General features: G+C 62.1%; 10 protein-coding genes. 3 read left to right on the forward strand and 7 right to left on the reverse strand.

The features are described from left to right. Window positions 1-315: 315 nt before the first annotated feature. From BMZ79_RS05170 to BMZ79_RS05200, 7 genes are all read right to left on the reverse strand, one after another. Window positions 316-555, reverse strand: a complete 240-nt coding sequence (locus tag BMZ79_RS05170) for a hypothetical protein (protein WP_090637283.1) — start codon at window positions 553-555, stop codon at window positions 316-318. A gap of 4 nt (window positions 556-559) precedes the next feature. Beyond that, window positions 560-1,309 (reverse strand): hypothetical protein, encoded by a 750-nt coding sequence (locus BMZ79_RS05175; RefSeq protein ID WP_256252608.1) that lies wholly within the window; start codon window positions 1,307-1,309, stop codon window positions 560-562. Window positions 1,310-1,506: 197 nt separating this feature from the next. Beyond that, complete coding sequence (locus BMZ79_RS05180; protein WP_090637285.1) at window positions 1,507-3,699, reverse strand: hypothetical protein; 2,193 nt, start codon at window positions 3,697-3,699, stop codon at window positions 1,507-1,509. A 102-nt stretch (window positions 3,700-3,801) separates the two neighbouring features. After that, entirely contained in the window at window positions 3,802-5,490 is a 1,689-nt protein-coding gene (locus BMZ79_RS05185) for a type 2 periplasmic-binding domain-containing protein (protein WP_090637287.1), read from the reverse strand. Window positions 5,491-5,598: 108 nt separating this feature from the next. After that, on the reverse strand, window positions 5,599-6,495 hold the full coding sequence (locus tag BMZ79_RS05190; RefSeq protein ID WP_090637289.1) for a carbohydrate ABC transporter permease: 897 nt from the start codon (window positions 6,493-6,495) through the stop codon (window positions 5,599-5,601). A gap of 24 nt (window positions 6,496-6,519) precedes the next feature. Beyond that, a complete protein-coding gene (locus BMZ79_RS05195) occupies window positions 6,520-7,437 on the reverse strand; it encodes an ABC transporter permease (protein WP_090637291.1) in 918 nt (305 codons plus the stop codon). Window positions 7,438-7,705: 268 nt separating this feature from the next. Next, complete coding sequence (locus tag BMZ79_RS05200; protein ID WP_090637293.1) at window positions 7,706-8,872, reverse strand: GntR family transcriptional regulator; 1,167 nt, start codon at window positions 8,870-8,872, stop codon at window positions 7,706-7,708. Window positions 8,873-9,247: 375 nt separating this feature from the next. Here BMZ79_RS05200 and BMZ79_RS05205 point away from each other — a divergent pair, with 375 nt between their 5' ends. From BMZ79_RS05205 to BMZ79_RS05215, 3 genes are all read left to right on the forward strand, one after another. Beyond that, on the forward strand, window positions 9,248-11,317 hold the full coding sequence (locus tag BMZ79_RS05205; protein ID WP_090638684.1) for a GxGYxYP domain-containing protein: 2,070 nt from the start codon (window positions 9,248-9,250) through the stop codon (window positions 11,315-11,317). 229 nt (window positions 11,318-11,546) lie between these two features. Beyond that, window positions 11,547-12,152, forward strand: coding sequence for a TetR/AcrR family transcriptional regulator (locus BMZ79_RS05210; RefSeq protein WP_256252567.1), 606 nt, complete (start codon window positions 11,547-11,549; stop codon window positions 12,150-12,152). A gap of 126 nt (window positions 12,153-12,278) precedes the next feature. Beyond that, window positions 12,279-13,682 carry an MFS transporter gene (locus BMZ79_RS05215; protein ID WP_090637297.1) on the forward strand — a complete coding sequence of 468 codons (1,404 nt, stop codon included), beginning with the start codon at window positions 12,279-12,281 and terminating at the stop codon, window positions 13,680-13,682. The last annotated feature ends 41 nt before the right edge of the window (window positions 13,683-13,723 follow it).

The following is a 13,723-nucleotide window of genomic DNA, read 5'->3' on the forward strand; positions in this document are numbered from 1 at the left end:
ATACATCCTTTCGGGTTGGTTTAATTTTAAGACTTCATCATTATCAGTCATTTTATCGGAGTTGGGAAGAAGGCACATTAAAGTGTTCAGGTATCCGCCGAGATACCACCAGAATTTCCCACGCTTTACGAATCCCTTACGACGGCCGGGACCGAAGCCGCAGAGGCACTTGCGCCGCGGCATGAAGGCCGCGTTCAAGGTTCGCCTTCCCGTCCTGTCCGCTTTCCAAGGTCCTTGAATGATTGACCTGGCGCAACAAAAAAACGGACGCCCCGCCAGTCCGGCGGTTTGCCCGTTCGCTTATCCGCGCTTCCGTCACGCTTCGATCCGGCCGACCGGGAGCGCCCGGTATTCCCGCAGCACGCGCGCGCTCCCCATGCCCACCTCGAACGCCAGCGTCGTCTTGTTCGGGTAGAAGGTCGCGGTTTTGTCCGTCCGTTCGCCCTCGTTCTCCATCATGACCGTCATGATGGATGACCGGCTCACGCCCATCTGCTCCAGCACGGCCAGCGCTTGCCCGACTTCGGGCGAATGCTCGAAGGTACCGATGATCATCACCTTATTCCTTCTCCCTTCCGAAGAGCCGCAGCGGAAAAGGGGGATAGCGTTCCGCGAAATAGCGCGCCTGCTCCAGCCGGAACAGCCGGTTGTGGTCGCGCGCCGTCATGCAGGCGTCGTACATGGCGCCCCGGATTACGGAAGGCATGAAGAGCAGCCACTGCGGATCGAGCGCGGCCGTCGCTTCCTTCAGCCGTCCGTTCAGCAGCAGCAGGACCGCTTCGTGGGAGCGCGACGCGATCGTCCGTGGCTTGATCACCGCGACGGCCGGCCTGGCGCCCTCCAGCTTGGCCAGATGGTATTGCTTGTTGTTCTCGACGGCTTTGACGTAGCTGTCCCAAATCGCGAATAAATAGACGATGGCGTAGGCGAGCACCCATCGGGGCTCCAGCAGCTCGGCGGCCAGGGCGTACCGTCCGCTGAACGAGTAGACGATCGCTTCGTTCACGTGCGCCGCCGTATTAATGACGACCTCCCAGGCCGACAGCAGAAATCCGCGGACGAACTGGTGAAGCAGGAAGTGGCCGAAGCCGGGAAAGGCGACCGACCACCACGCGATGATTCTCGGGTCCTGCCAGCGCAGGCTGCTGACTCCGTCCTGGCTGAGCAAAGCTTGTTGTCTGCGTGCCGGGCGGGATGGGTGCCGGGAGCTCAAGTCGATCGCATTCTCCTTCTCGTGGCGCTTCTGGATGCCGCGCGCCCCGCTGATCCGATAGCCGCTCGCAGCAAGGCGCGCTTCGATGGCACGCATTGCTACCACTATGCCCATTTCTTCCCGGGTTTAAAAGCCTGCTCTATAGCGCGCTCGTCCGCGAGGGACGCGCGCTCGCCGGCAAAGCCGGTTCGCGGCACCGGTTCGAGGGGCAATACGCCGAAGAAGCGGCCGGGGGTTCCCGGCCGCTTCTCCTCGTGCCCGCTTCTATGCGAGCCGCGGTTCGGGCCCGCGGTCTACCATTCGATCGCGATCGCAACGCCTTCCGGCCGTCCCGGATGGCGGACGAGCAGCGTGCCCGACGCCGGATCGTGCGCGAACTCGGCGTCCGCGCCGTCCGCCGTTACACGCGCCGGCGCCGCCGCGCAGCGGATGCGCGCGCTGACGGTCATGCTCGCCGGCGACTCCGAGACGAAGCCGTAGCGGCCCGGCTCGCGCCGCTCGTCCCGGACGCGGGACGAGCTGATCAGGATGGCCGGCTCGCCGCCGGCCGCCGCATCCTGAGCGAGGTCGTACAGCAGGCAGTTCTCGCCCGGCCGCAGCTCGACCCGCTCGAGGACCGGCAGATCCGCCTCGAACAGATCCACGAACCGGCCGTGGAGCGTCAACCCGCCGTCCGCTTCCGTCTCGTCCATCGCCTGCGCGATCACGTACGGTCCGCGCCGAATGCGGAGCACGCCGCTTTCGAAGTAGTCCTTCGCCTCGCCGCGCAGGGCAAGCGCCTTGCGGACCGTGTTCGCCACGAGCTCCGCGCCTTTGCCGGTCTTGGACAGCGCCGCGGGGTTGACGCGCACGAAGATCACCGCGCCGCCGCCCACCGCATGCTCGCCTTCCTCCGGATTGCGGCCGAGCCCCAGCGATTCGAACAAATGCTCCTCGGGCCGTTCGTACGTGCGGCTGCCCGCGCCGCGGTTCCACCATTCCTGCACGCCGTGGAACGGATCGCTGCCGTCGCCGGCGTAGATCAGCACGCCGCCTTCGCGCACCCACTGCCCGAGCGCCTGATGAATGCCGGGATGCTCCGGCTTCATGAACTCGTAGCTGATCAGCAGCACGCGGTATCCTTCCAGGTAGCCCGGGAACGTCAGGACGTTGTCGAGCTGCACCGGCCGCAGCGGGATGCCCCGCTTCACGAGCGGCAGCGCCAAGCCGTAGAACGCCGACCAGTCGAGCAGATCGCGCTGCTCCGCCGTCAGCTCGTCGGGCGCGCCGGTGCCGTCGTACTTGAACGCCGCGCGCTCGTCGCCCTCGCCGAGCACGTCGCCGCGCTGGTACATCGCGGAGTTGGCCAGCAGCAGGCCGATGCCGCGCGTATATTCGGTCCCGCCCGCCGCTTCTTCCGCTTCTTCATGGTTATGCATGTCCCGCAGCACGCTCATGACGGTCAGCAGCACCGTCGCGTAGTCGCCCGGGATGCCTTCCTTGCCCGCGCCGTCCGGGGTCGGGTATTTCCCTTCGAAGACGCGGCGCGGCCACGGACAGACCTCGTACTGGCTCACGCCGGGATGCAGCAGCGAGGCGACGACGGTCTGCCGGTAGTTGAACTTGTAATCGCTCCACGCGTAGCGGGGATTGTCCTCGATCGGATCGTGCAGGAACCACATCTCCCGGCCCGTGCCGCGGGTCAGCTCCTGCATGACGCCGTATTCCAGATACGCCGTCTCGAACGTGCGCTCGCGGCGCACGCCGCGGTAGACGTTGGCCGTCCGCGCCGTGCCGGTCCAGATCTGCGCGATGAAGCCGTCGCAGGCCGGCATCGAGACGAGCAGCGCCTCCGGGCTGACGATCCGCCACTGCGTGTAGTTGATGAGGCTGTGCGTCGGCACGTAGAACCGGACGGTCCGGCCGTGGGCAACAAGCGCGTACTCCTTCATCTGGCTGCAGATCCGGTCGAGCGCCCGGTAATACATCGCCGCCTTCAGCTTGGACGCGCGATACTGCGCGTCCGGCGAGCTATGCGGCGGGATCCAGTCCTCGCCGTAATAATTGAGCCACTCGCGCTTGAACGCGTCTTCGTAGCCGGATTGCGCCCAAAACTCCGGCTCCTCCATATGAATCGCCTCGACGCCGCTGTCGATCGCCTTCTTGATGTACGTCGCCAGGTACTCCGCGAACGAAATCGTCGGCACCATGTACGGCACGTCCTTGCCGTGCAGCATATGCGAGCCGTCGCGAATCTTCTGCGCCTCGTCCCAATGGTCCCGGCCGTCGAACCGGCTGTACAGGTAATCCTGGTATTGGCCCCAGGACACGCCCGTCATCAAGTGTATCGTATAGCCCGCTTTCTTCCAGCCCTCGATGCGCTCCGGCAGATCCTCGCCGATTCCGTACACCATGACGAAATCCGTGCGTAAATCGTAGTTCGGCCCGTACGGGCGGGACTCCTGAAACCCGGTCCATTCGGGGTTTGCTTTCGCTTTGCGGCTCACGGCGAATACGCCTCCTTAATAAAGCCGGCCGGCTTGCGCCGGCCGGGATTCATGGAATGTGGGATGCCGTTCGGGAACGGCCGGCCGTCAATTGGACGGGAGTTAGTTCGCCATTTGCAGCTTGACGACTTCTTTGCCTTTCAGGTTCTCGTTGACGTATTTCATCGCGTCCGCGTAACCCGATTTGTTCATTTGATCGCGCAGCTCGTTCAGCACCTTGATCGCCGCGGCGTCGGACTTCGTGAAGATCGCCTGCTGCCATACGTCGCTGATTTGGTCCATCGCCGGCTTAAGCGCCTCGTATTGCGGCGATTTCGCCAGCACGTCGCCCGGGTTGTAAGCGGAGATGACGCTGATGCCGTTCGGGCGGAGGATTTTGCGCGCGTTGTCCATGGCCGCCTTGCGGTCCTGGTCGGCCCAGATGTCGCCGCCGAGCGTGACCGTGCGGTCCAGACCCGTCATCGACTCGAAGCCGATGCCGAAGCCTTCGTTCTTCTTCACTTTGCCCGTCGTGTCGGCGTTGAATTTGTCGAACACGTCCTTCTTCGCGACCGGCTTGCCGTCGACCATGTCGTAATCGACGCCTTCGATGCCGTAGTGGACGAGCTTGAAGCCTTCGTCCGAAGCGAGGAAGTCGAGCAGCTTGAGCGAAGCGTCGACGTTCTTGTTCTTCTTCGTGATGACGGTGACGTTGTTGCCTTGGATGGCGAGGTCGGCCGGACGGTCAGCCTCGGCGCCGGCGCGCTCCAGCGGGCCGACCGGCACGTAGTCGCTGCCCGGATGCGCTTTCACGTAGTCCTTGGACGCGTCGAGAATGGCCGGGTAGTGCGCGGCCAGCACGGCGATGCGGCCCTGCTTGATTTTCTCGTTCGCGATCGGGTCGGTCTGCGTGAACGCCTCGGGATCGAGCAGTCCTTCCGAAATCAGCTTGCGGTAGTAGAGCGTATAATCCTCGTACTGCTTCGACATGAACGTATGCTCCAGCGTGCCGTCGCCCTTGTCGACGTAATCGGAACCGTAGAACATCGAGCTTCCGATCGTGACGGCCCAGCCGGCGTGGAAGCCGCCGAGCGGGATGACCGGCAGGCCGCTCTCCTGCAGGTTCGCGTCCTTGATTTTCTTCAGGAAGTTGTACAGGTCGTCCTTCGTCTTCACCGACTGCGGATCGACGCCGACCTTGGAAGCGATGTCCTTGCGGACGTAGAAGCCGTACAGCCAATCGAGCGCGTCCTGATCGCTTGCCGGCTGGTTCTGGTAGAGCAAATATTTTTTGTCGCCGAAGGCGCCGATCGCTTTGTCGTACAGGGCCGGCGGCACGTTCTCTTTGGCGATTTCTTTCGCGAGGTTCGGGTATTTGTCCAGGTACGGCGCCAGGTCGACCAGCTGGTCTTCCTTCGCGGCTTTCACGATGCCGTCCAGCTCGCCGCCCCATGCCGGGCCGGTGTAGATGTCGGGCAGATCCTGGGTAGCGAAGATCGTGTTGACCTTCTCGACCTCGCTGCCCTTCGTATAATCGAACTGCACGGTAACGCCGGTCTTCTCCTTGATCTTCTCGGCGATCGGCGTCATGTCGACGTCGCCCGCGGACGAACCGTTCCAGTTGTGCAGGATTTTCACCGTGACGGGTTTGTTGCCGGCCGCGGCGTTATCGCCGTTCGCCGCCGTATCGCCGCCGTTGCCCGCGCTGCCGTCATTGCCTCCGTTGCCGTTGCCGCTGCAGCCCGCCAGCAGGCTGCCGAGCAGCGTCAATGCCAGTGCCGAGGACATGACCGTCCCCTTCTTTTTCCACATGCGAACCCCTCCAATTTTAATAAGTGATCTATGATAAAGTTTCTCGCGAAACGTTTATCCGAAGGCACGCCTTGCAAGCGACCCCGAACCGCCTCGTACCGGAACGCCTTACCCTTTGACGGAGCCGATCATCGCGCCTTTGACGAAGAAGCGCTGCAGGAACGGATACACGCACAGGATCGGGAAGACCGCGATGACGAGCAGCGCCATGCGCAGCGATTCCGGCGTCGAGCCCGACACGTTGACGTTGATCGTCTGGCCGCCGTTCTGGGCGGCTTGCTGCATCGAATTCGACAGCGCTTCCGCTTCCGTCAGCATTTGCTGCAGCAGCGTCTGGACGGGAATGAGATCCTTGTTCGACACGTAATAGGCGCCGGTGAACCAGTCGTTCCAATGCGCGACCCCGACGAAGAGCCCGATGGTCGCGAGCACCGGCCCCGAGAGCGGCAGGATGATGCGGGCGAAGATTTGGAAGTCGCCGTAGCCGTCGATGCGCGCGGATTCCTCGAGTTCCTCGGGAATGCCCTGCAGGAACGTCCGGATGATGACGATGTGCATGAAGCTGAACAGCGACGGAATGACGTACACCCAGAACGTGTTGATGAGGTGCAGCTTCTGCAGCGTGATGAAGTACGGGATGAAGCCCGCGCTGAAGATCGTCGGCAGGAAGATGTAGAACGTGAAGAACGTCCGGCCGGGCAGCGATTTCTTCGACAGCGCGTACGCCATCAGCGTACACAGGAATACCGAGAGGAACGTGCCGAGCAGCGTCCGGGCCAAGGTGATTTTGTAGGCGGCCCAGATTTTCGGGTTATCGAACACCTGCCCGTAGTTGTCGAACGTGAATTTGCGAGGGAAGAAGTAGAGCGCCCCCATCATGGAGTCCTTCCCGTCGTTCAATGAGTAGACCAGAATGTAAATGAACGGATACACCATGGAAAATCCGAGAATGGCCAGAATAATGTAATTCAAAATATCGAATGGCGAGAATTGCCGCTTCTTCATGTCCGGTTCGCTCCTTCCTGCTCGTTAGAAAAGGGATACGTCGCTCACTTTGCGGGCCACCTTGTTGACCGTCAAAATCAAGATGAGCGCGATGATGCTTTGGAACAGCCCGACCGCGGCCGCGTAGCTGAGCCGGCCTTCGTTGATGCCCGCGTTGATGACGTGCACGTCGAGCACGCTTCCGATCGCGGCGGTCGCCGGTCCGTTCAGCAGGAGCAGCTGCTCGTAGCCGGCGCTCATCAGGCTGCCGGTGGCGAGAATGAACAGAATGACGGCGATGTTGCGGATGCCCGGCAGCGTGATGTGCCAGATCTGCTTATACCGGCCGGCCCCGTCGATCTTCGCGGCTTCGTACAGCTGCGGGTCGATGCCCGCGATGGCCGCGATGTAGATGATGGAGTTCCAGCCGATGTTCTTCCACACGTCGGAGCCGAGGATCATTTGGTAGAACCAGTTCGTGTTGTTCATGAATTGAATCGGGTCATGCACCAGGCCGAGCGCCTCGAGCGCGTTGTTGACCGGGCCTCCGTACTGGGCGAACAGCCGTTGGATCAGCGTCACGACGACGACCCAGGAGACGAAGTACGGCAGATACGAAAGCGTTTGCACGGTTTTCTTGAATTTGACGTTCCGAACCTCGTTCAGCAGGATCGCGAGGAGGATCGGCATCACGAAGCCGATGCACAGCTTCATCGCGCTGATTAGGATCGTGTTGCGGATCAGCTTGCTCGATTGGTAGTAGTCGAAGAACTGGTGGAAATATTTCAAGCCCGCCCACGGGCTTCCGGTGAAACCGCCGGAGAACTGGAAATCCCGGAACGCGACTTGAATGCCGTACAGCGGCACGTAAGAAAACAAGAAAAACCAGACGATACCCGGCAGCATGAACAGATAGAAGAGCTTGTGCCGCCAAATGCGTTTCCAAAGCAAGGATCCAGTCATGTCGTATGTCCCCTTTCAACTAAATAAACCCGTCTTGCCCGATGCCCGCCGAGCGAGGCATCCATATCCTTCCTTACATCTCACCAATAATATATATTAAATATTATATATATTCAATATATTTTTATTAAATTCTTAGCGGCAATTTTTTCTAGGTTCATCGGAGTCGCGGCAGACGGGCGGCCAACGGGCGGCAGACCGGAGCGGAACGCAAAAAAACCGGCTTCCGGGAAAGCCGGAAGCCGGTTTGGGGCAAGACGGGGCGGCGTTATGCCTGACGGGGCGGGCCGGACGTTTGGCGCACGACCAGCTCGGGTTCGATGAGCGTCTTCATGTACTTGAACCCTCTGCCGCTGCCCCGCTCGATGATCTGCAGCAGCATTTCCGCAGCCCGGCAGCCCATGTCTTGCTCGAACTGCTTGACGTGCGTGAAGAGGCTGAAGTCCTCCACGACGGAGGTCGGGTCGTCGAAGCTGACGATGGATACGTCGCCCGGCACGTTCAGGCCGGCCTGGCGGGCCATCCGGTAGATCTCGACGCCGAGCCTGCCGTTCAGCGTGACGTACGCCGTCGCCATCCGGTTGCGGATGTACCGGTACAGCGGATGGCGCTCTGTCTCGTCCCCTTCGTCCATGCGAAAATCCGTGATCATGTGGGCGGGATTGATCAGCGCCCCTTTGTTCTTCAGCGCGTTCATGTAGCCTTCGATCCGTTCCTGCACCGTGATCGTCTGCAGCGGGGAATCGGAGCAGATCGCGATTTCGCGGTGCCCCAGCTCCCACAGGTGGTCCACGGCGAGCCCCGCGCCCATTCGGCCGTCCGAAGCGATGTAGTTCGTCTCCACGCCGGGCAGGAAGCGGTCGATCAGGACGAACGGGAAGCCGGAAAATTTCATCGCGAGAATCTCGTCGTTATAGCGCTCTTCGTCCACCGGGAAGATCAGCAGCCCCTCCACCCCGATGTCCTTGAGCGTCTGGATCGCCTCGATCTCCTTCTGCAGCTCGCCGCCGGACAGGAGGATGATGCACCGGAATCCCCGTTCCTCCAGCGTTTTGCGAATGCCTTCCACGAGGCGGATGGCGAAAAAGTCGTAAATCGACGGCATGACGAGGCCGATGCCGCCTTGGCGCTTGCCCGCCTCGCCCCCGTCGGGAGCGCCGTGGCCGAACGCCGGCGAGGTCCCCTGCGAATCCGCCGCGGCGTCCTTGGCCTTGCCGCTGACGAAGCTGCCGCGGCCCGGCACGCGCGAGATGACCTTCTCGTTCGCGAGGCCCGACAGCGCGTTCACGACCGTGATTTTGCTGACGTTGAAGCGTTCCATCAGTTCTTTCTCCGTCGGAATGCGGTCGCCTTCCTTCAGCCCTTCCGATTCGATCAAGTCGCGGATGTAATCCTGGATTTTCTGGTATAACGGCACTCGGTCGGCTGTACTCATTCCATATCACCAATCTTCGCTATCATATTAGTATATATAATATATTTTTGTTTGCGGGTACGCAAGGGTGATTCTTTGCGCCTACTCGCCCTTTTTACAGGATCGTTCTGCACCTTTCGACCCAATCGCGTACGGGCTCTGATAGGAATTTGTAAGAACTTTTGTCGAAAGTATTGTAAGTACATATACAATATATTAAATATAAATTGACTCAACGTGTAAGGCCATCTTGGGTTCAGTCGAAGCTTCTTCGGAGGTGAACGCGAAGCATAAGCCGGATATCGGGGCTGGAGAACGCAGCCCTCCGGCGAGGATCAAGAGGAAGGGCATGATTCCAAGTTCAACCAATTCGACGAGGATGAGGTGTACCAATTCATGATGCGAAAAATTGCGACCGCGGGACTCGCGCTGGCGTGCACGCTGACCTTCACGGTCGGCGCCTCCGCGGAATCCCCCGCCGTTCAGACGGCACAGAAAGGCGGAAGCGGCATTTCCTGGCCGGCCGATCAGGCGCTTCCGAGCTTCGCCAAGGTCAAGCAGCTCGAAGTCGCCGACATTTACGATCTGCCGGGCGACGCCAAAATCATGCTGACGACGCTGGAGGGGATCGTCAACCGCGCGGAACCCCGCCTGTACGTACTCGAAAGCAAGGAAGAAGGCAAGTTCACTTGGCTGAACGACCTGGACGTGCCGTATAAAGTCCGCGACAACTATTGGGATATCGTGAAGACGTTCAAGAACGAGATCAAGGGCGTCATCGTCTACGATCCGAACGTGCCGGATTCCATCAACGTCGCCACGACGCTCGCCGGCCTGAAGGACGCCGTCGTCGCCAGCCCCGGGCTGGCGGAGAAGCTCGCCGCCGCGCCTTACGGCTTGAAGATCCTTGACGACCTGCGAGGCAAATTCAAGGATCGGCTCGACGCTTACACGTGGCAATACGATAATCTGTGGAGCCAGACGACGCACCGGATGCTGGTCGGGCTCAGCCCGGACACGTCCATCCGCATTCCGGACGGCTTCCCGGCTTCCTTCAAGACGATCGCCCAAGACACGACGCAGGAGCGCGACGCGAAGAACCGCAAGGTCTACGACCTCGACCTGACGCCGTTCCTCGGCAAGGACGCCGTCTTCCTTCGGTTCGACGACGCCTTCCCCCAAGACGGCTGGGGCACCGCCGTGCATGAAGTCACCGTCAAGGCGGACGGCCAAGAGATCGCCCGCTTCGTGCCGGGCACGCCGGAGGAAGAGCCGTTCCTCTACGACGCGCAGAGCTCGCAGCTCTCCACGGGCAGCGGCGGCCACCGCTTTGCCGACAACGGCCGTTATTTCGTCTACAAGTTCCCGGTTCCGGCCGGCGCGAAGCAGCTGACCGCTTCCGTCGATATGTGGAACCAGTACAAGGTGTCCGCGGGCAACGAGCAGCCGCTCTCCTCGGAGCAGAAGGAGCCGTACGGCTACCTGCGCGATTACGCGGTCGCCAACAAGGCGATGGTGTTCTGGCTCGACGCCAACGTGCCGGAGCAGCGCGCCCTGTTCGAGAAGATCCTCTCCGACGTCAAGCCGGGCACGCCGTACCTGGGCTGGTTCAGCAACGACGTTCAAGGCGAGTTCAACTCCGTCGAGATCACGTCCAATCACAGCGTCTACGTGCTGGCGGCGGACTGGTTCAGCAACATGTCGGTCTTCTCGGGCACGCAATTGAAAGCGAAGCTCCCCGCTCCGGCGAAGACGCCGAAGCTGGAAAATAAAATTTACGTCACCTATACGTTCAGCGAGGGCGACAACTTCCAGTACAACGAGCACCGGCTGCGCGTCCTGTGGGACGATCCGAACCGCGGCAAGGTGCCGATCAACTGGACGTCCAGCCCGCTGCTGTACGACGGCGCGCCGGCGATGCTCGACCACTACCTGAGCACGGCTACGCCGAACGACCAGCTGATCGCCGGACCGTCCGGCGCCGGGTACTTCTATCCGAACGCCTGGCCGGACAACACGTTCGCGCCGTACCTGAAGCAGACGAATTCCTACCTGAAGAAGACCGGCATGACGATTCCGTACGTGCTGAACCGCGTCGACGGCCAGAACGTGCCGCTGAGCGAAGCGAAGCTGAACGCCTACGCGAACGAGTACCGCGTGCCGGGTCTGTTCCTCAGCTGGGAAGACCGTTACGGCGTCTCGATCGAAGGCGGCAAGCTGCCGGTCTCGACGATCCAGGGCATCAGTACCGTCCAGGACGGCAAGCGCATCCTCGACGAGGCGAAAGCGAAATGGGACGGCAAGTCTCCGCTGTTCGTCTCGCTCGGCCTGCTGGCTTGGAGCATGACGCCTTCGGACGTCGTCGCGCTGAACGGCTCGCTCGACAGCGGCAGCTTCTCCGCCGTTCGCGCCGATCAGTACTTCGCGCTCGTACGCCAGGCGAACGGTCTGCCGGCCAAGCCGTAAGGCAGGCGCGTTCTATAGCGAAAGAGCGACAGCCGAGTTTGTCGGACTTGTCTGCTCGCAACGACCGATTTCCATTCGGCCTGGCAGCTCCCGGGAATTTTCCCGGGAGCTGTTTTGATGCGCGGCCGGCCGCTAATGGCGATTGACAGCCCGACTCCCCATCGAATATGATAGCATCAATCGATATTGTTAGTTAGCGCTAACATGCATTCAGAAAGGTGGCACGCCAGTGACAGAGAACGACCCCCGTCACAAATCGGGTACCCGGGAGCGTCTCATGAACGCCGCCGTCGACTTGATGGCCGAGCACGGGTACAAGGGCGCGTCGACGAAGGACATCGCCGCCGCCGCCGGCGTCAGCGAGATGACGCTGTTCCGCCAGTTCGGCAGCAAGCTGAACATGCTGGAGGAAGCCGTCGACCGGTATTACTACACGGTGGAATTCCGCAAGCTGTTCGCCGAACGGATCGTCTGGGAGCTCGAGCGGGACCTGCGCCTGATCGGCGAGACGTATCACGAGCTGATGGAGCGCAACAGCCGCATTCTGCTTATCTTCCAATCGGAGAGCCGGTCGATTCCGAGTCTGGCCGAACGGATCCGCAAGCATCCGCGCGCGCTGCAGGAGATGCTGACGGGGTATTTGGAAGCGATGAAGGAGAAAGGGAAGCTGGCGGACGTCGATCCCGCCACGAACGCGGCTTCCTACCTGTGGCTTCACCACGGCGCGTTTCTCAGCCGGATGCCCGGCGGCCCGAATCTGCTGGCCGATCTCCCGATCGCCGATTTCATCGACAACGGCGCGAAATTGTTCGCGCGCGCCTTATCTCCGCGCTGACGCATCGCTATGACGGCTTAGGCCGTTTTTTTACGGCCTGCATGTTAGTGTGCGCTAACTAACGTCTATGCGTTCAAAACCCGTATCCTGCAAGCTCAATCTATTTCGAAAGAAGGCCGATCGTCCATGGAATCGCAACCCCGCGCCGACAAGCTTATCCGCCTGCTCTGCTTTATCCTGCTTTTCTCCGTCATGAACGTCACGATGTTCAACATCGCCCTGCCGGACATTTCGCGCGCGTTCGGCCTGCTGCCGTCCGAGGCCGGCTGGGTCATCACCGGCTACTCGATCCTCTACGCGGTCGGGTCGCTCACGTACGGCAAGCTGGCCGACCGGTACCCGCTCCGCCGGCTGCTCACGATCGGGCTGCTCCTCTTCGCCGCGGGCTCGCTGCTCGGCTTTCTGTCGCCGAATTACGCGACGGTGTTGGCCGCCCGCTTCGTCCAATCCGCCGGCGCGTCCTCCATTCCCGCGCTCGTCATGATCGTGCCGGTCCGGCTGTACGCGCCGGAAGGCCGCGGCCGCGTGCTCGGCATCCTCGCCTCGGCCATCGCGTTCGCGTCCGGCGTCGGGCCGATCGTCGGCGGCTTCGTATCGGGCTGGCTCGACTGGCGCTATCTCTTCCTCATTTCGATCGGCACGCTCGCGGCGCTGCCGTTTCTGCGCAAGTGGCTGCCGGACGAAGAACCGCGGAACGGCAAATTCGACCCCCTCGGCGCGCTGCTGCTCGGGGGCTCCGTCACGCTCTTCATGCTCGGCATCACGCAGTGGAGCGGCTGGCTGGCGCTGACCGGCGCGCTGCTGCTCGCGCTGTTCGTCCTGCGGATCGTCCGGACCGCGGATCCGTTCGTGCAGCCGGCGGTTTTCCGCAGCGGCGGCTTCCGCTCCGGCTTGTTCAGCAGCTTCCTCGTCTACGCCGTCTCGTTCACCGTCACCTTCGTCACGCCGATGCTGCTGAACGCGGCGAACGGCCTCGGCACGTCGGCGATCGGCCTCTTGATGTTCCCGGCCGCCATGAGCGCCGCCGTCTTCGGCCGCTACGGCGGCAAGCTGGCCGACCGCCGCGGCAGCCTCTTCATCATCGTCGCGGCGCTCATCCTCCTCGCGGCCGGGCAGCTGGCGCTCTCGTTGTTCAGCGGCGGCGCGGCGGGCTACGTCGCGGCCTGCCTCGTGTTCGGCAACGTCGGCGCCGCGTTCTACCAGGCGGGGATGACGAAGCTCGTCGCCTCGACGCTGCCCGCGGGACAAACCGGGGTCGGCATGGGCATCCTGACGCTCGGGAACTTCCTCTCCTGCGCGATCGCCGGCGCCGTCGTCAGCAAGCTCGTCGACGGCGCCGCTAGCGGGAGCGCCTCCCCCGCGTTCGGCGTATTCGGCCACGCGGGCGCGGCCGCCGTGTTCGGCAACGTCTACTTCGCTCTCGCGGTACTCTGCCTGCTGAACCTGGCGTTCGTCTGGGCGGCGTTCGGCCGACGGCGCAAAGCCGCGCGGCAGGACGCGTCCCCCGGGGCCGAGACGCAGCGGGCGTGAGCGCGGCTCTTTGGTTTGGGCCGCAAGCCGGTTGGCGGCCG

This window comes from Paenibacillus sp. UNC496MF, assembly GCF_900113915.1.
In the GTDB taxonomy this organism is placed as follows: Bacteria; Bacillota; Bacilli; order Paenibacillales; family Paenibacillaceae; genus Paenibacillus_Z; species Paenibacillus_Z artemisiicola.